The sequence below is a fragment of the Nocardia sp. N2S4-5 genome (assembly GCF_044628355.1).
GTDB classification, from domain to species: Bacteria; Actinomycetota; Actinomycetes; order Mycobacteriales; family Mycobacteriaceae; genus Nocardia; species Nocardia wallacei_B.
The window spans coordinates 1,344,777-1,361,596 of the sequence record NZ_JBIUPM010000001.1 but is presented as its reverse complement, the minus strand read 5'-3'; the positions used below and the strand labels follow the sequence as shown (position 1 = coordinate 1,361,596).

At 71.4% G+C, this 16,820-nt stretch carries 15 protein-coding genes; 8 read left to right on the top strand and 7 right to left on the bottom strand.

The window, feature by feature from the left end:
- Nucleotides 1-51 precede the first annotated feature (51 nt).
- The 3 genes from tatC (at nt 52) to ACFMRZ_RS06075 (ending at nt 4,666) form a co-directional block, all read left to right on the top strand.
- Nucleotides 52-1,038, top strand: a complete 987-nt coding sequence (gene tatC, locus ACFMRZ_RS06085) for a twin-arginine translocase subunit TatC (protein WP_400178255.1) — start codon at nt 52-54, stop codon at nt 1,036-1,038.
- Nucleotides 1,039-1,040: 2 nt separating this feature from the next.
- On the top strand, nt 1,041-3,734 hold the full coding sequence (locus ACFMRZ_RS06080; protein WP_400178254.1) for a DEAD/DEAH box helicase: 2,694 nt from the start codon (nt 1,041-1,043) through the stop codon (nt 3,732-3,734).
- 164 nt (nt 3,735-3,898) lie between these two features.
- Nucleotides 3,899-4,666: a DUF4333 domain-containing protein gene (locus ACFMRZ_RS06075; protein ID WP_400178253.1), complete on the top strand. Its 768-nt coding sequence runs from the start codon at nt 3,899-3,901 to the stop codon at nt 4,664-4,666.
- Nucleotides 4,667-5,032: 366 nt separating this feature from the next.
- On the opposite strand, the gene ACFMRZ_RS06070 is transcribed toward ACFMRZ_RS06075, so the two are convergent.
- The gene (locus tag ACFMRZ_RS06070) at nt 5,033-5,998 is read right to left on the bottom strand and encodes a 5'-3' exonuclease (protein ID WP_280275056.1); all 966 of its coding nucleotides are present in this window, start codon (nt 5,996-5,998) and stop codon (nt 5,033-5,035) included.
- 112 nt (nt 5,999-6,110) lie between these two features.
- Between ACFMRZ_RS06070 and ACFMRZ_RS06065 the strand changes: the two genes are divergently transcribed.
- A complete protein-coding gene (locus ACFMRZ_RS06065; RefSeq protein WP_400178252.1) occupies nt 6,111-7,238 on the top strand; it encodes a M24 family metallopeptidase in 1,128 nt (375 codons plus the stop codon).
- Between the two features lie 193 nt (nt 7,239-7,431).
- On the opposite strand, the gene ACFMRZ_RS06060 is transcribed toward ACFMRZ_RS06065, so the two are convergent.
- A complete protein-coding gene (locus ACFMRZ_RS06060; RefSeq protein WP_400178251.1) occupies nt 7,432-7,839 on the bottom strand; it encodes a pyridoxamine 5'-phosphate oxidase family protein in 408 nt (135 codons plus the stop codon).
- Nucleotides 7,840-7,909: 70 nt separating this feature from the next.
- Between ACFMRZ_RS06060 and ACFMRZ_RS06055 the strand changes: the two genes are divergently transcribed.
- The 4 genes from ACFMRZ_RS06055 (at nt 7,910) to ACFMRZ_RS06040 (ending at nt 11,652) form a co-directional block, all read left to right on the top strand.
- On the top strand, nt 7,910-8,671 hold the full coding sequence (locus ACFMRZ_RS06055) for an SDR family NAD(P)-dependent oxidoreductase (RefSeq protein WP_400178250.1): 762 nt from the start codon (nt 7,910-7,912) through the stop codon (nt 8,669-8,671).
- A 295-nt stretch (nt 8,672-8,966) separates the two neighbouring features.
- Nucleotides 8,967-10,199 carry a precorrin-6y C5,15-methyltransferase (decarboxylating) subunit CbiE gene (cbiE, locus tag ACFMRZ_RS06050; protein WP_400182782.1) on the top strand — a complete coding sequence of 411 codons (1,233 nt, stop codon included), beginning with the start codon at nt 8,967-8,969 and terminating at the stop codon, nt 10,197-10,199.
- Between the two features lie 110 nt (nt 10,200-10,309).
- Nucleotides 10,310-10,912, top strand: a complete 603-nt coding sequence (locus tag ACFMRZ_RS06045) for a DUF456 domain-containing protein (RefSeq protein ID WP_280275052.1) — start codon at nt 10,310-10,312, stop codon at nt 10,910-10,912.
- Nucleotides 10,913-10,914: 2 nt separating this feature from the next.
- Nucleotides 10,915-11,652 carry a cobalt-precorrin-6A reductase gene (locus ACFMRZ_RS06040; RefSeq protein WP_400182781.1) on the top strand — a complete coding sequence of 246 codons (738 nt, stop codon included), beginning with the start codon at nt 10,915-10,917 and terminating at the stop codon, nt 11,650-11,652.
- On the opposite strand, the gene ACFMRZ_RS06035 is transcribed toward ACFMRZ_RS06040, so the two are convergent.
- The 5 genes from ACFMRZ_RS06035 to ACFMRZ_RS06015 all read right to left on the bottom strand — a co-directional run bounded on the left by ACFMRZ_RS06035 (nt 11,643) and on the right by ACFMRZ_RS06015 (nt 16,638).
- Nucleotides 11,643-12,185, bottom strand: a complete 543-nt coding sequence (locus ACFMRZ_RS06035; protein WP_280275051.1) for a PadR family transcriptional regulator — start codon at nt 12,183-12,185, stop codon at nt 11,643-11,645. The two genes, ACFMRZ_RS06040 and ACFMRZ_RS06035, sit on opposite strands and share 10 nt — an antisense overlap.
- 414 nt (nt 12,186-12,599) lie before the next feature.
- Nucleotides 12,600-14,393, bottom strand: coding sequence for a precorrin-2 C(20)-methyltransferase (locus ACFMRZ_RS06030; protein WP_400178249.1), 1,794 nt, complete (start codon nt 14,391-14,393; stop codon nt 12,600-12,602).
- Entirely contained in the window at nt 14,390-15,025 is a 636-nt protein-coding gene (locus ACFMRZ_RS06025; RefSeq protein WP_400178248.1) for a precorrin-8X methylmutase, read from the bottom strand. The genes ACFMRZ_RS06030 and ACFMRZ_RS06025 overlap by 4 nt, the downstream gene beginning before the upstream one ends.
- Nucleotides 15,026-15,085: 60 nt before the next feature.
- Nucleotides 15,086-16,276, bottom strand: coding sequence for a precorrin-3B synthase (gene cobG, locus ACFMRZ_RS06020; protein ID WP_400178247.1), 1,191 nt, complete (start codon nt 16,274-16,276; stop codon nt 15,086-15,088).
- Between the two features lie 125 nt (nt 16,277-16,401).
- Nucleotides 16,402-16,638, bottom strand: a complete 237-nt coding sequence (locus ACFMRZ_RS06015) for a hypothetical protein (protein ID WP_280364813.1) — start codon at nt 16,636-16,638, stop codon at nt 16,402-16,404.
- Nucleotides 16,639-16,820 lie beyond the last annotated feature (182 nt).

Sequence of the window (16,820 nt, the reverse complement as noted above, 5' to 3'; positions counted from 1 at the left end):
TCGCGTTGTGTCCGGATCCGGTGACAGGCGATCAGCGAGGCAGCCACATCCATGCGCATTCCGTTCGACCCCCGGCGCAGCCGGCGCAGGACGAATCCCGACGGCACCATGTCGTTGGTCGAGCACCTGCACGAGCTGCGGTCGCGGCTGCTGAAGTCGCTGCTGGCCGTCGCGCTCACCACGGTGCTCGGATTCCTCTGGTACCAGCACGGCTTCCTCGGCATCGAGAGCCTCGGCGACATCCTGCGCGGCCCGTACTGTGACCTGCCCGCCTCGCAGCGCGCCGCGCTGAGCCCGGACGGCGCCTGCCGGCTGCTCGCGACCGCGCCCTTCGAGCAGTTCATGCTGCGGTTCAAGGTCGGGCTGACCGCCGGTGTCGTGATGGCCTGCCCGGTGTGGCTGTATCAGCTGTGGGCGTTCATCACGCCGGGCCTGTACGCCAAGGAGCGCAAGTACGCGCTGAGCTTCGTCGGCACCGGCGCGCTGCTGTTCGTGACCGGCGCGCTGCTGGCGTACTGGGTCGTCGCGCACGCCCTGAGCTTCCTGATGGGCATCGGCAGCAATGTGCAGATCACGGCGCTGAGCGGTTCGCAGTACTTCAGCTTCATCATCCAGTTGCTGATCATCTTCGGCGTGAGCTTCGAGACACCGCTGCTCATCGTGGGCCTCAACATGATCGGCGTGCTCAGCTACGAGAAGCTGAAGAAGTGGCGGCGCGGGCTGATCTTCGGGCTGTTCGTGTTCGCGGCGGTCGTCACCCCGCAGGACCCGTTCTCGATGCTGGCGCTGGCCCTCGCGCTGACGCTGTTGTTCGAGGTGGCGGTGCAGATCGCGCGGCTCAACGACCGGCGGCGCGCCCGCAAGGACGACTGGAGCAAGCTGTCCGACGACGAGGCCTCGCCGCTGGACGAGCGGCCCGGCGGCGTCGAGGGCGCGGCGCCGGTCGAGCCGCCCGCGCCGGTGTCCGCGGCGGAGCCGGTCGGGGCGACGCCGGACAAAACCCCACGCCCCGTGTCGGACTACTCCGATACCCTCTGACGGTGACACTACGGTCGCTTTCCGGCGAACTCGCGGCATTCGCCGCGGAGCTGAGATTCACCCTCGATCCCTTCCAGCAGCAGGCGTGCGAGTCCTTACAGGGCGGGCACAGCGTGCTGGTGTGCGCGCCGACCGGTGCGGGAAAGACAGTGGTCGGCGAGTTCGCGGTGCACCTTGCGCTGGCCGCGGGCGGCAAATGCTTCTACACCACGCCCATCAAGGCACTGTCCAACCAGAAGTACGCCGACCTCGTCGAACGCTACGGCCGCGGCGCGGTGGGGTTGCTCACCGGTGACCAGTCGCTACACCCCGACGCGCCCGTCGTGGTGATGACGACCGAGGTGCTGCGCAACATGCTCTACGCGGGTTCGGATGCGCTGCAAGGCCTTTCGTACGTGGTGATGGACGAGGTGCACTACCTCGCCGACCGGTTCCGCGGCGCGGTGTGGGAGGAGGTCATCCTGCACCTGCCGCCGGACGTGCGCCTGGTCAGCCTGTCGGCGACGGTCAGCAACGCCGAGGAGTTCGGCGCGTGGATGGAGACGGTGCGCGGGGACACGGCGGTGATCGTGGACGAGACCCGCCCGGTGCCGCTGTGGCAGCACGTCCTGGTCGGCCGCCGGATGTTCGACCTGTTCGATCAGAAGTCCAACGACCAGAAGATCCTCGTCGACGAGGACCTGGTGCGCTACATCAAGCATCGCGAGCAGGCCGACCGGATGGAGAGCTGGGGCGGCCCGCGCGGGCGCGGCGGCGGGCGCCGGTTCTATCGACCGCTGCCGCGCCCGGAGATGCTGGCCGTGCTCGACCACGAGGGCCTGCTGCCCGCCATCACGTTCATCTTCAGCCGCGCCGGATGCGACGGCGCGCTGGCGCAATGCCTGCGCTCCCGGCTGGATCTGAGCCGCGAGGACGACCGCGAGGTGATCGACGCGATCATCGAGAAGCACACCGGCGATCTGCCGAAGGCCGACCTCGAGGTGCTGGGTTACTGGGAGTGGCGCGAGGCGCTGTATCGCGGGCTGGCCGCCCACCACGCCGGGATGCTGCCCGCCTTCCGGCACACGGTGGAGGAGCTGTTCGTGCGCGGTCTGGTGCGGGCCGTATTCGCCACGGAGACACTGGCACTGGGCATCAACATGCCCGCGCGCACGGTGGTGCTGGAGCGGCTGGTGAAATTCAACGGCGAGACCCATGCCGAGCTGACCCCCGGCGAGTACACGCAGCTGACCGGCCGCGCGGGCCGGCGCGGGATCGATGTCGAGGGACACGCGGTGGTGGTGTGGCACCCCGATGTCGACACCAGCGCGGTCGCCGGCCTGGCGTCCACCCGCACCTATCCGCTGCGCAGTTCGTTCCGGCCCGGCTACAACATGTCGATCAACCTGATCGACCGGATGGGCGCGGCCGAATCGCGGGCGCTGCTGGAGCGGTCCTTCGCGCAGTTCCAGGCCGACCGTTCGGTGGTGGGCCTGGTGCGCGGCATCGAGCGCAACGAGGGGCAGGTGCGCAAGCTGCGCTCGCAGATCGGGGACGAGGGCTTCATGGAGTACCTGTCGCTGCGCGAGCGGGTGAAGCAGCGCGAGCGGGATCTGGAGCGGCAGGGCCGCGCCGATCGGCGCGGGGCCGCCGTGGCGTCGCTGACCGCGCTGCGCCGCGGGGACGTGGTGGCCATCCCGTCGGGCCGCCGTCAGGGCCTAGCGGTGATCCTGGAAGCCGATGCGTCCCCGGGTGATCCGCGTCCACTGGTCCTGACCGAGGACAAGTGGGCCGGGCGGGTCTCGGCGGCCGATTTCCCGACCCCGGCGCAGCCGCTGGGCCATATGCGGCTGCCGCGCCATGTCGACCACCGCACCGCGCGCACCCGCCGCGATCTCGCCTCGGCGTTGCGCAGCACCGGCATCAGCGCGCCGGGGCGGCAGCGCCGCGGGACGCGGTCCAAGGGCGGCGACGACCGGGAGCTGCAGAGCCTGCGGCGAGCGCTGCGCTCGCACCCCGCCCACACCCGGCCGGACCGGGAACAGCTGGCGCGCATCGGCGAGCGGTACAACCGGCTGCAGCGCGAGACGGAGTCGATGCGCCAGCAGGTGGCGACCACGACCAATTCGCTGGCCCGCACCTTCGATCGCATCGTCGGGTTGCTCGAGGAGCGCGGTTACGTCGACGGCGGCGAGGTGACGGCCGACGGCCGCCGCTTGGCGCGTATCTACACCGAGGCGGATCTCGTTGTCGCCGAATGCCTCCGGGAGGGGCTGTGGCGCGGCTTGGGCGCCGCCGAACTGGCGGCGGTGGTGTCGATCCTGGTATACGAATCGCGCCAGGAGACCGGCGGGTTCCTCGGACCGGCCGGGCCGACCCCGCCGATCCGGCGGGCCGTAGGAGCCACGGTCGGGGTGTGGAGCCAAGTGCGCACCGACGAGGCCCGCCACAAGCTGGCGCCCACCCGCGAACCGGATCTCGGCTTCGTCACCGGCGTGCACAAGTGGGCCCGCGGCGAGAGCCTGGCCGAATCCCTGCTCGCCAGTGGGGAACAGGGCAGTCCGCTCTCGGCCGGTGATTTCGTGCGCTGGTGCCGTCAGGTCATCGACCTGCTCGACCAGATCCATCAGACCGCCGACGACACGGAGGTCGCGGCCACCGCGGCCAAGGCGGTGAAGGCGATCCGGCGTGGCGTGGTGGCCGTCGACGCGGCCTAGTGGAGTAGCCGCGCCGCGATCGGGGAACACCGCGAACGACGCCAATCCGGACGCGGCGCAATCGACTGTGATTGGATGCTTGCGTGTACCGACCGTGGTGAGGCAGTGACGACCTCACTCGGGGGGCAAGCGTGAGTACGACGAGTGCGAGTGGAGGCAGGCAGATGAGCGGCCCGTACGGACCGAGCGACACCCCTGGTCCAGGGGAGGGACGCCCGAATGATCCGACCCAGCAGTGGAGCGGCGGGCAGCAGCAGCCCCCCGGCCAGTCCGGCCCCACTCAGCAGTGGGGTCAGCAGCCCGGCGGAGCCCAGCCTACCCAGCAGTGGGGAGGACAGCAGGGCGGGGGACCGTGGAGTCAGCAGCAGCCCGGTCAGCAGCCACCCGGCCAGCAGCCCGGTCAGACCGGTCAGCAGTGGGGCCAGCCGCCGCAGCAGCCGCAGTGGGGTCAGCAGAGCCAGCCGTCGTGGCCGCAGCAGCAGCCCCCGCAGCAGCAGGGCTGGGAGCCGACGCAGCAGCAGTGGAACCAGCCGCAGGGCGCGCAGCAGTGGGGTCAGCAGCAGACCGGTCAGCAGTGGGGGCAGCAGCCCCAGCAGCAGGGCTTGCAGTCCTCCGGTGCGAAGAAGTCGAAGAAGGGTCCGCTGATCGGCGGCGTGATCGCGCTGGTCGTGATCGTCGTCGCGGTTGTGCTGGGCTTCGTCTTCCTCTCCAGCGACAAGCTGGACAACAAGGCCGTGCAGGACGGCGTGCAGAAGGTGCTGAAGGATTCCTACGGCATCGACGACGTCCAGAACGTTAGCTGCCCGTCCGGACAGAAGGTCGAGGTCGGCAAGTCCTTCGACTGCACGTTGAAGGTGGGCGGCGAGCAGAAGAAGGTCACCGTCAAGATCACCAAGGACGACGGCACCTATGAGGTGGGCCGCCCGAACTGAGCCGCCGTCGCGCCCCGGCCGGAGCCGGGGCGCGAACTGTCATGAGCCCCTTGCCCTTTCCCGATCCGCCGCTGACCGACGGCACGGTGACGCTGCGCCCGTGGCGCGCCGCGGACCTGCCCTGGCGATTCGAGTCGTTCTCCGATCCGCAGTGCCTGCGCTTCTCCTGGCCGCTGACACGGGTCATAGCCTGGCCGTCGTGCGGGATGGGGTGCGACGACGTTTGTGTTCGGGCGCGCAGGATGGTGGCGAGTAGCCGCTCCGTGCAGAGCGCGGTCGGAGCGAGCGACGCAAAGAGGTTGCGGGGACCGGGTATTCAGGCCGGTGCGGCGGGCGATGACCTTCGCGGGTGTGGGCGGGAGACTGTCACACGGGGCGGGTCTCCAAGGCTTTGACGAGGCGCTTGATCGGGCTTTCGGCGTTGTAGGCGGCGGCCAGGGTGTGCAGGCCCTCGGGGTCGGCGGGGGCGGTGGGGAGCAGGTCGGAGCCGGAGAGGTGGACATCCGCGTCGCGGACGACACGGACGACCGGCGCCGCGGCCTTCAGGTAGTCGTCGGCGGCGCGGAGTTTGGCCCGGATTCCCTGTGCCAGATCGGCATTCGGGTCGTGGACGGCGGCTATCAGGGCGTCGAGGCTGCCGAAGCGGGAGATCAGGGTGGCGGCGGACTTGTCGCCGATGCCCGCGACACCGGGCAGGCCGTCGGACGCGTCGCCGCGCAGGGTCGCCATATCGGCGTAGGCGGGACCGGCATTCTGTTGCGGCACACCGTACTTCGCCGCCACCTCGGCCGGACCCCACAGCTCCGCCTTGGCCAGGCCGCGGCCGACATAGAACACCCGGACCGGCGGTGCGGGCTCGTCGCGGACCAGCTGCAGCAGGTCGCGGTCGCCGCTGACCACGATGGTCGGGTCGGTGCGCTCGCGGCTGGCGAGGGTGCCGATCACGTCGTCGGCCTCCAGCCCGTCGGCGCCGCCGGTCGCGATGCCCGCCGCCGCGAGCACGCCGAGGATCATGTCCACCTGCGGGGTGAGGGTGTCGGGCACCTCCTCCGCGCCGGGCTCGGCATCGTCCGCGGCGTCGAGGCGGTGCGCCTTGTACGACGGCAGCAGGTCGACCCGGAACTGTGGCCGCCAGTCCAGATCCAGGCATACCACCAGCCGTGCCGGGCGGTGCCGGGTGATCAGCGCCGCGACCATATCGGTGAATCCGCGCAGCGCGTTGACCGGCTGCCCGTCGGGCGCGGTGATCTTCTCCGGGATGGCGTGGAAGGCCCGGAACCAGAGGCTGGCCCCGTCGAGCAGCAGCAGCGGACCGGCGGCAGGTGAGCTCATGCCCGAGACGCTAGCCGATCGCCCCGACATACCGGCGCGAACTCCGCGGACCATGCGTTGGGTGCGGCGGACGGTGGGGAACGGTAGTGGTTTTGGCGTACCGTCGAGGACTATGAGCGCGCAATCGGAGGCACGGTTCACGGCGGACGTCTACGGGAAACGGCTCGAGCGGGCGGCGGAGCTGACACGGGCCGCGAAGCTGGACGCACTGCTCATCACGCCGGGCCCCGACCTGCGGTATCTGCTCGGGTCGCGGGCACAGTCGTTCGAACGGCTGACCTGTCTGGTGATTCCGGCCAGCGGGGAGACGCCCTCGGTGGTGGTTCCGAAGCTGGAGTTGGCGTCGCTGTCCGGGTCGGCGGCGGGCGAACTGGGGTTGCAGGTGCTCGACTGGACCGACGGCGTGAACCCATACCGGGTGGTGAAGTCGGCGCTGAACGCCGGCGCCCGGGTGGCGGTGGACGACACCATGCCCGCGTTGCACCTGCTGCCGATCGCCGACACCCTGAACGCGCTGCCGGTGTCGGCCACTCCGGTGCTGCGGCGGCTGCGAATGCGCAAGGACGCCAGCGAGATCGAGGCGCTGCGCCGCGCGGGCGAGGCCATCGACCGCGTGCACGCGCGGGTGGGCGAGTGGCTGCGTCCGGGCCGGACGGAGGCCGAGGTGGCCGCCGACATCACCGCGGCGATCGTGGCGGAGGGTCATACCGGCGCCGAGTTCGTGATCGTCGGCAGCGGCCCGCACGGCGCCGACCCGCACCACGCGGTGTCCGATCGCCGCATCGAGGCCGGTGACGTGGTGGTCGTCGACATCGGCGGCCCGGTCGAGCCGGGCTACTTCTCCGACTCCACCCGCACCTATGTCCTGGGCGAGCCGGATCCCGAGATCGCTGCCCGCTGCGCGGTGCTGGAGCAGGCCCAGGCCGCCGCGGTGGCCGCGGTGCGCCCGGGCGTGACCGCCGAATCCATCGACGCCGCGGCGCGAAACCCCTTGGCGGAGGCCGGTTTCGGCGACAACTTCATCCATCGCACCGGCCACGGCATCGGCCTGTCGGTGCACGAGGAGCCCTACATCGTCGCGGGCAACGACATCGTGCTGGAGCCCGGCATGGCCTTCAGCATCGAGCCCGGCATCTACTTCCGCGGCGAATGGGGCGCCCGCATCGAGGACATCGTCGTCGTCACCGAAGACGGCTGCGAGTCCATGAACAACCGCCCGCACGGGTTGACGGTGGTGTGAGCCGCAGCAGGGACAGGTTGACCACGGTGTAGGCCGCGGCTCGGATGGGCCTGACCGTGGTGTGCGCTACGGCTCGGACGGGCCGGGGTGATATCTGGCCGGACGATATCGCCCGCCGAGGTTTGTCCCGGAGGGTCGTTCGACCATGGCTGCGTTGCCGGGATCGTGCGTCTCAGGGGGCGGTGAGCGCCCGTCAGTCGCGCAGCCTGCTGCTGGTGAGAGCGCGCGTCGCTCGGATGGCGATGACGACTCGCTGCGGATTTTCGCGCGGGGTTCGGTAGCGCAGGGCGTAGCGGCGTTCGCCTTCGGTGACGTCGGCGGGGTCGGTGAGCACCTCCGCCGGGCCCTCCAGGGTGAGCCAGCGGGCGCCGTCCACCTGGCTGACGGCGGCGTAGCCGCCGCGCCGCGCGTTGCGGGCCTTGACCGTGTCGCCGGACGTGATGACGCGCGCTATTCCCGCCTCGGGGTCCCAGGTGAAGCCGACGGCGACCACGTGTGGCGTGCCGTCGGCCCGCAGCGTGGTCAGGGTCGCGAGGTGCCGCTCGGTCACGAACTCGAGGGCGGTGGGGGACAGTTCGATCCGGGTGTCGGCGCTCGTCATGACCGCGACGCTAGCAAGCGCGAGGGCGGGTGCGGACGGCCGGATCGCCCGGTTTGGCAGACTGTGGCCCATGAGTGCGCGCGGACGCGAAGTCGACGAGGGTGCGGTGCTGCTGCTGGGCGGCCGCAGTGAGATGGGACTCGAGATCGCGGAGCGACTGGCGCCCGGCCGGGTGGTGATCCTGGCGGCGCGGCGCAGCGGTGACCTCGCGGAGCCGCGGTCGCGGCTGGAACGCGCCGGTGCCGCCGCGGTGCACCAGGTCGAATTCGACGCCGACGAGGTGGCGAGCCACGGACCGCTGCTGGAGAAGATCGCCGCCGAACACGGGCTCCTCGGCGTGGCGGTGCTGGCGTTCGGCATCCTGGGCGACCAAGCCCGTGCCGAGGCCGATCCGGCGGCGGCCGTCGCCGTGGCGCAAACCGACTACGTGGCGCAGATCAGCGTGCTCACCACGCTGGCGAATCTGCTGCGCGCGCAGGGCAGCGGCCAGATCGTGGTGTTCAGCTCGGTCGCCGGGATCCGGGTGCGGCGCGCCAACTACGTGTACGGCTCGGCCAAGGCCGGACTCGACGGTTTCGCCAGCGGCCTCGCGGATGCCTTGCACGGCACCGGAGTTCATCTGTTGCTCGTCCGTTCCGGGTTCGTCATCGGCAAGATGACCGAGGGCATGAAACCGGCCCCGTTCTCCAGCACCCCGGTGCAGGTGGCGGAGGCCGTCGTCGCGGGCCTGCGCCGCCGCGCCGAACGCCTCTGGGTCCCGGGCATCCTGCGCCCGGCTTTTGCCGTCGCGCGCTTTGTCCCGCAGACGATTTGGCGGCGGCTACCCCGGTGATCACGGCATTCGCGCAGGCGAACAATGGCCGAGCGAGCCGGCTCGATACCGTGACGGCCCGAGGCGGCTGGCTGGCACGCGCCCACAATCCGCAACGCGCGCCGGACTATGCCGACCCGACCCGGCGTGTGGATCCGATATCGGATGCGGCCCGGGTGACACCGTCACGACATGCGCTGTCCGGTAGCCGGAGTAGTGGGCGAACTCCACGGTCACGGCTGGTCGCCGAGTCTCTCGGGGATCGATCGTCGACGCTGCGACTGCGCGGGGTTCGGCGGTGACCGCACCCGCGACGATGTCCTGGCCCGCGGAGACGCCGATCGCCGTGGTGGGGATCGGGGCCGACGGCTGGCGTGGGCTCGGTGAGGTGAGCCGCGAGGCGGTCGCGGACGCCGAAGTGCTGTTCGGGTCGGCACGACAGCTGGACCTGGTGCCGGACGAGGTAGCGCGTCCGCATCGCGTGACATGGCCGTCGCCCCTGCTGCCCGCGTTGCCGGAATTGCTCGCGGCACACCGGGATTCGCGGGTCTGCGTGCTGGCCAGCGGGGATCCGATGTTCTACGGGATCGGCGTGACGCTGGCGAAACTCTTGGGGCCCCAGGCACTCCGGGTGCTGCCGCAGCCGTCGTCGGCGTCACTGGCGTGCGCCCGGCTGGGCTGGAACTTGGCGGAGACGCCGGTGGTCAGCGTCGTCGGCAGACCTCTCGAAACGGTGCTGCCGGAACTGGCGAGCGCACGCCGGATCCTGGTACTCGCCTCGGACGAAACCACCCCGCCGCGGCTGGCGGATCTCCTGGGCCGCAACGGATTCGGTCCGTCGCGGCTCACGGTGCTCGAACAACTCGGTGGCCGGGCCGAGCGGACCGTCTCCGGCATCGCCGCGTCGTGGGCAGAACCACCGGGCGACCCCCTGAACATCGTCGCCGTCGAATGCGCCGCCGACCCCGCGGCCCCGCGACTGACCAGGGTGCCCGGACTGCCGGACGCGGTCTACGGCGGCGACGGCCAGCTCACCAAGGCGGAGGTGCGGGCTCTGGCCTTGTCCGCGTTGGCCCCCGCGCCCGGCGAACTGCTGTGGGATGTCGGCGGCGGCTCGGGCACCATCGCCATCGAGTGGTGCCGCACGCATCCGGCCTGCCGCGCGGTGAGTTTCGAACGGTCCGAGCAGCGCCGCCGCCAGATCGCCGAAAACGCCGCCGCCCTGGGCGTTCCGGGAATCGACGTCCGCGGCGAGGTGCTCGGCGCACTACGCGCCGCCGACCTCCCGGCCCCCGACGCGATCTTCCTCGGCGGCGGCCTGACGCAGCCGGAGTTGTTCGAAAGCTGTTGGGACCGTTTGCCGTCCGGTGGTCGGCTGGTGGCCGACGCCGTCACGGTGGAATCGGAAGCCCTGTTGGTGCGTTGGTCGGCCCGCCACGGCGGCGCGCTGCGCAAGATCCAGATCCAACGCGCCGAACCCTTGGGCGGCTTCACAGCGTGGCGCCCGCAGCTGCCGGTCACCCAGTGGTCGGTGACAAAGAACCGATGAACCGGCACCCGCCCCCAAACCTGGGGGTGAACGGTCAACTGTCCAACAGGTATTGTCGGTCTCCGGATTCCGATTCTTTATCGGAAGTTGTTTTCCTGATGGGGAGATAGATGAAGTACAAGAAGTTCGCCGCCACCGCGCTGATCGCCATCGCGTCCACGGGTATCGCGGCCGGCACCAGCTACGCGCAGCCCGCCGCTCCGGCTCCGGGCCAGGTCGAGCAGTCCGCACCGGCGGTGCGGGGCGAGGACCGTGGCGTCGGCTACACCACCCAGCTCGATGCCGCCGCCAAGTCCGTGGTGACCACGGTGACCGGTGGCGCCTTCACCGTCGACCACGACGCCAAGGTGGTCAGCCTGACCAACGGTGCGGGCGAGAAGATCATGGAGTACCCGCTGGCGGTGCAGTCCGGCGACCAGAAGACCGAGGTCGCCGCGGCGATCGACGAGGACGGCCGCCGCCTCACCCTGACCCCCACCGCGGGCTCGGTGGCCCAGGTCAAGGACATCTCCGCGCAGGACTGGTTCTTCGCGGAGCTGCAGCACGCGTCGCTGGGCGCGGCCGTCGGCGCCGTGATCGGCGCCCTCATCGGCTTCTTCTTCCTCGGGTTCGGCCTCATCCCCGGCGCGCTGATCGGCGCCGTCATCGGCCTGCTCGTGGCGGGCGGCCCGTCGCTCATCGACGCGGGCCAGGCCTACTTCGCGGGGCAGTAGTTCTGAAGGTCCTGATTCTCGGCGGCACCCGCGAGGCGCGGGAGCTGGCCGAGATCACCACCGGCGAGCGAGGATTCGAGATCGTCTCCTCGCTCGCTGGTCGCGTTCGCGCACCGGTGCTGCCCGCCGGTGCGGTGCGGATAGGGGGTTTCGGGGGCGCCGAGGGCCTGCGAGCCTGGCTGGCGGACAACGACATTCACGCGGTCGTGGACGCGACGCATCCGTTCGCGGGCACGATGTCCGGCCACGCGGCCGCTGCCGCCGCGGCCGCGGGCGTCCCGATCGTGCACCTGCGCCGCCCCGGCTGGCGGGAATCGCCCGGCGACCGGTGGACGCGCGTGCCGGACCTGGACGCCGCCGCGAAAACCGTTGCGGCACCGGGCCGGCGAGTATTCCTCACCATCGGCCGCCAAGGCGCGGGCGCCTTCGCGCAGGTCACCGGCTCGTGGTTCCTGATTCGCGCCATCGACCCGCCCGACGGCCCGCTGCCGCCCGATCACGAGATCCTGCTCGCCCGCGGCCCGTTCACCGCCGACGACGAACTGCGGCTGCTGACCGACCGGCGCATCGACGTACTGGTCACCAAGGACAGCGGGGGAGACCTCACGGCCGCCAAACTCACCGCCGCCCGCGCCCGCGAGATCCCGGTCGTGATGATCGACCGCCCACCACTGCCGCCCGGCGCGGCGACGGTGGAAACCATTGCCGCGGTCAGGGATTGGCTGCGCGCTCAGGCCTGACGGACCGGCCGGTCCAGCAGCGCGGGCAGCCGGTCGAACCATTCCAGAACGGCTCGTTCGTAGCCGATGCCGAAATCCAGCGTCGCCCGCTCGCACCGCGACATCTCCTCGTCGGTGCTCTCGAGGTATCCGGCCAGGCGCTGCTCGTGGATGCGGCGATTGGCGGCGATGATCCGGTCCAGGCGCTCGGGCTCCACGAACTCCCCGAACGACAGCGTCAGCAACAGTGGCACCCGGATGGTTTCGGCGCCCGGATCGCGAGCGATCCACTCCGCGAACGCCTCCCGGCCCGCGTCGGTGAGATGGTAGGGAGTGCGGTCGCGCGCGCCCGGCTCACCCTTCTCGACCAAGCCCGCCTTGTCCATCGAGCCCAGCTCCCGGTACACCTGGCTCTGCGTGATCGTCCAGAAATCCCCGATCCGCTCCTGGGCGAGGTTCACCAGATCCCATCCCGACATCGGCCCCTCGTGCAGAAACCCCAGCAGCGATGCCGCGGTCGAGTTCAGCCCCCGCTTCGACGAACTCTCGGCCACACCAGCCCCTTCCCACGACAACCTTCTACATTGGAATATTAGCCGTGCGTAAGCCGGGCTGCAGCGTACCCGGTGCACTGCGTGACGGTGTACCCGTTACGAGCGGTGCCGGAACCCGCGCGGCTCCGGCCCGGCCGTTGGCGCGGGTGGGTGTGGTCGGCGTGCCTGGGGGTAGCCCGTGCGCGCGGGTGTGGTCGGCGTGCCTGGGGGTAGCCCGTGCGCGCGGGTGCAGTCGGCGTGCCTGGGGGTAGCCCGTGCGCGCGGGTGCAGTCTGCGTGCCCGGGGATAGCCCGTGCGCGCGGGTCGGTGCGGTCGGCGCGCCCGGGCTCGGCCGGTGGTGGCGGCGCGGCGGCGGGTTTGCTCCCGGCGCGGGCCACGGTACCGGACGTGTCCGGCGCGGGTACTGGGCGGTGCTCAGTGTGTGCCGTAGCGGCGTGAGGTGTAGACGCGGGTGCCGGTCGGGGTGTCGAACGCGGTGGTGGTGGAGGCGCCGACGATGAGCAGCGTGCGCATGTCGACCTGGGCCGGATCGAGGTCGGCGAGTGGCACCACACGGACCGATTCGGCGGGCCCGCCGACATCCCGGCCGACGATCACGGGGGTGTCCGGCTTGCGGTGTTCGAGCAGCAGGTCACGCATGGCCGCCACCTGCCAGGTGCGCTGGGTGGAGGCCGGGTTGTAGACGGCCAGGGCCATATCGGCGGCGGCGACGGCCGAAATGCGTTGTGCCACCACCTCCCACGGCTTGAGCCGGTCCGACAGCGAGATCATCGCGAAGTCGTGGCCGAGCGGTGCGCCGACCCGGGCGGCGACCGCGCCGGCCGCCGTCATGCCCGGCAGCACGCGCACCCGGACGCCGCGCCACCGCGGGTCCGCGGACTCCTCCACGACCGCCGCGGCCATGGCGAACACACCCGGATCACCGGAGGACACCACCGCCACCCGGCCGCCGCGCGCGGCCAGATCCAGTGCCATGGCGGCGCGTTCGGACTCCACCCGGTTGTCGCTGGCGTGCCGCCGCTGCCCGGGGCGCACGGGTACCCGGTCGATGTAGGTCGTGTAGCCGACGAGGTCGGTCGCCTGTGCCAGCGCCTCGGTCACCTCGGGCGTGGTCCACTCCGCCGCGCCCGGCCCCAAACCCACGACAACGACCTCGCCCGAGGCTCCGAACGGTGCCTCGGCCGCGTCCGGCGAATCCGGAAGCGTGCCAAGGCGCTGCGTGCCGGAGCCCGAATTGTCCTGCGCGGTCGCGACATCGGAAGCTATGGCGTTGTCGGTACGGGGTAGCGCGATATGTCCGGCAGCCGTTGTGGCGTCGGTGCCTGGCGGCGTGGCATGTTCAGCGGTTACGGCTCGCGGGGAACGCGGGTGGGACTCGGCTGCCGGACTGCTCGCCGCGGGGACCTGCGCCGTCTTGTGCGGTGTGCGGCTCGCCGCGAGGGTGGCGGCGGGCGCGGGGGACAGGGGGATCTCGGTGGTCGGCGCGGGGCCGGGCACGACGGCGATGGCGAAGTAGGGCACCTCGGCGTCGTCGACCTCGGCGGCGCGCAGCACCCGCTGGCGTCCGCTGCTGGCACGTTCCACGTAGTAGGCGTCGGCCAGCCGGCCGGAGTCGGAAAGAGCTTGGCGCACACCGGGATACGTACGGCCGAGCTTCATGATGGCGGCGGCGTCGGTGCCGGCGAGGCGGCGGGTGAGTTCGTCGGCGGGGAGCGTGCCGGGCAGCACGGTCAGTACCTGTTCGCCCTCGACCAGCGGCGTGCCCAGCGCGGCGGACGCGGCGCTGACCGAGGTGATGCCGGGCACGATCTCGGCCTCGAAACGGTCCGCCAGCCGTCGGTGCATATGCATGTAGGAGCTGTAGAACAGCGGATCACCGGCCGCCAGCAGCGCGACCGTGCGCCCCGCGTCGAGATGGGCGGCGAGCAGCGCGGCCGAGCGTTCGTAGAACTCGTCGATGGCGCCCTGATAGCCGCCGGGATGGTCGGTGGTCTCCGTGGTGACCGGGTAGATCAGGTGCTCCTCGAGCTGCCCGGGGCGCAGATAGGGCGCGGCGATCCCGCGGGAGATGCTGCGGCCGTGCCGGGCGCTGTGGAACGCGACCACGTCGGCCGCGCCGATGAGCCGCGCCGCCTTCACCGTCACCAGTTCCGGATCGCCGGGGCCCAGGCCGATACCCCACAGTTTGCCCTTGGCCGTGTCGCTCATTCCTGTTCGCTCGCAATCGCATTGAGCGCCGCCGCGGTGATGGCGCTGCCGCCGCGGCGGCCGTGCACGGTCAGGAAGTCCGGGCCGCCGTACTCGGCGAGGGCCTGCTTGGATTCCGCCGCGCCGATGAAGCCGACCGGAATACCGAGCACCGCGGCCGGCCGTGGCGCACCCGCGTCGAGCAGGTCGAGCAGGTGGAACAGGGCGGTCGGGGCATTGCCGATCGCGACCACCGCGCCGTCGAGGCGGTCGCGCCAGAGTTCCAGCGCCGCGGCCGATCTCGTGGTGTGCAGCGATCGCGCCAGGTCGGGCACCCGGGGATCGGCGAGCAGGCAGAGCACCTCGTTGTCGGCGGGCAGGCGCTTGCGGGTGACGCCCGACGCGACCATGGTCGCGTCGCACAGGATCGGCGCCCCGACCCGCAGCGCCGCGCGCGCCTTCGCCACCACGTCCGGGCTGTGCGCCACATCGGCGGCGAGATCGACCTGCCCGCACGCGTGAATCATCCGCACCACGACCTGGGCGACATCGGCCGGGAACCGGGCCAGATCGGCCTCGGCCCGGATCGTCGCGAACGAGCGCCGGTAGATCTCGGCCCCGTCGGTGAGGTAGCTGGTGCGTACATCGGACATGGCGACCAGCCTAAGCGGCGGCCCACCGGCACCGACGCGCCGCCCTGAGCCCGGTCGAGTTCAGCGCGCTGTGCCGGGTGGGGTGCGGCGGTAGCCGCCGGGTTCGGCGACGATATCGGTGACGGGACCGCGGGGGCGGCCGCAGCGGCGGTCGCAACCCGACCAGTGCTGGCGGCCCGAGACCAGGAGGTCGCGGGCGGCGAGTCCGGCGGCCGGGGCGGCGGGCGCACCGGGCCGGACCCGATTCTCGGCGATCGCGGCCGCGGCGTCGGCGCGGATGTCGGTGCGTGACTTGGCGCAACCGGGCTGCCCGGCGCAGGCGGTCACCAGCAGCCAGGGGGAGTTCGCGTCGAAGATCAGCCCCATCGGCGCGAGGACCCGCAGCACCTGATCGGCGGCCCACTCGTCGAGGTCGGCGAGTATCAGGCTGCGCCACGGCGTCACGTGGATCGGCCGCTCCACCGCGGCGAGGAATTCCGCGGTCCGCGCGGGCAGGCTGCCGAGCGGCACGCCCGCGCCGAGCGCCACCCGGTCGTCGGACTGGACGAACCAGCCGATCGGAACCTCGTGGCGCGCACCGAGTTCCAGAGGTTCGGCGGTGGCCTCGAGACCGAGACGCCCCGCGACCCGGGCGGGGCCGTCCTCGATCTCGTGCAATCGCCAGCGTTCCCCGCGCAGCTCCTGAAAACCGTGTGCTGCCGCCAGCAGCACCTCGACCGCGTCGGTGACGGGGAGCCGGATGCCGGAGTCACGGCCGCCCAGGACCAGCGCGTAGTGCTGGTCGGAGACCGCGTGGACGCCGAGGTCGCCACCGAGACCGCTGACATCGCCGCGCCCGTCGTCCAGCGTGAACAGCACCCGCCCCGGCAACTCGGCCAGCGCGGGACTCGACCGCAGCCCCTCGTCGAGCGCCGGAACCAGCGCACGCACATCGGTCCGGCCGCCCACCCGTCCCGACAGCGGCGACGCGACGATATTGCGCACCCGCTCATGGGTGGGAGCGGGCAGCAGCCCGGCGGCGTCGAGGCGATCGGCGAGTGCGGCGGCATCGCGCACCCGCCGCAACTGCACATTGCCGCGCGAGGTGAGCTCCAGATGATCGTCGCCGAGTTCCCGCGCCGCCGCGGCGAGCGTCCGCAACTGATCGGGCCGCACCGCGCCGCCGGGCAGCCGGATGCGGGCCAGTGGCCCGTCGGCGGCCTGATGCAGCCGCAACACACCGGGGCAGGAATCAGGCGCGGAGCGAGTCATGATCCACCCAGCCTACGATCCGCGCCGCTGGACGGAATCGGGTGGCGGGTCCGGGGCACTCGCGCGTTCGGGCAAATAGGTGCCGCGGCCGGGCGGGCGGCCCGGCCGAAGTATCCGGCCGACGGTCAGCGTGGACTCTCGTCGTCCTCTTCCCGGGCAGGAATCTTCCAGGGCGGCTGCGGAGCGAAGCAGTCGTCGAGTAGATGTGGCCGTTCGTGGTGGTCGAGACGGTCTCGGCGAGAGGTGGACTGGAAGGACAGCAGACCGAAGATCGCCACCGCCGCACACATTCCCGCGGCGATCAGCAGCAGATCGCCTCGATTCCCGGCCGCGGCCGCCAATGCCATTGCCAGCAATGCCACGGCAACCATCATGCAAACAATTCCTGACCAGGCGGCGAAGCGATTCCGCCTGACCCATCCTGGTGAGTTCGGCATATATCGAGCGTACGCCGCCGCACCTGCGTGTGACACAGATGAACCCCAGGTCGTTGCCGGTTCGATGCAGAGTTCGCCGCCGCGGTGGATTGCCAACGCGCCGAAGC

Excerpts from the sequence above, each read along its gene's own strand:
- tatC (WP_400178255.1), top strand. The coding sequence starts at position 52 with ATGCGCATTCCGTTCGACCCCCGGCGCAGCCGGCGCAGGACGAATCCC.
- ACFMRZ_RS06075 (WP_400178253.1), top strand. The coding sequence starts at position 3,899 with ATGAGCGGCCCGTACGGACCGAGCGACACCCCTGGTCCAGGGGAGGGA.
- ACFMRZ_RS06070 (WP_280275056.1), bottom strand. The coding sequence starts at position 5,998 with ATGAGCTCACCTGCCGCCGGTCCGCTGCTGCTGCTCGACGGGGCCAGC.
- ACFMRZ_RS06065 (WP_400178252.1), top strand. The coding sequence starts at position 6,111 with ATGAGCGCGCAATCGGAGGCACGGTTCACGGCGGACGTCTACGGGAAA.
- ACFMRZ_RS06060 (WP_400178251.1), bottom strand. The coding sequence starts at position 7,839 with ATGACGAGCGCCGACACCCGGATCGAACTGTCCCCCACCGCCCTCGAG.
- ACFMRZ_RS06055 (WP_400178250.1), top strand. The coding sequence starts at position 7,910 with ATGAGTGCGCGCGGACGCGAAGTCGACGAGGGTGCGGTGCTGCTGCTG.
- cbiE (WP_400182782.1), top strand. The coding sequence starts at position 8,967 with ATGTCCTGGCCCGCGGAGACGCCGATCGCCGTGGTGGGGATCGGGGCC.
- ACFMRZ_RS06045 (WP_280275052.1), top strand. The coding sequence starts at position 10,310 with ATGAAGTACAAGAAGTTCGCCGCCACCGCGCTGATCGCCATCGCGTCC.
- ACFMRZ_RS06030 (WP_400178249.1), bottom strand. The coding sequence starts at position 14,393 with ATGAGCGACACGGCCAAGGGCAAACTGTGGGGTATCGGCCTGGGCCCC.
- ACFMRZ_RS06025 (WP_400178248.1), bottom strand. The coding sequence starts at position 15,025 with ATGTCCGATGTACGCACCAGCTACCTCACCGACGGGGCCGAGATCTAC.
- cobG (WP_400178247.1), bottom strand. The coding sequence starts at position 16,276 with ATGACTCGCTCCGCGCCTGATTCCTGCCCCGGTGTGTTGCGGCTGCAT.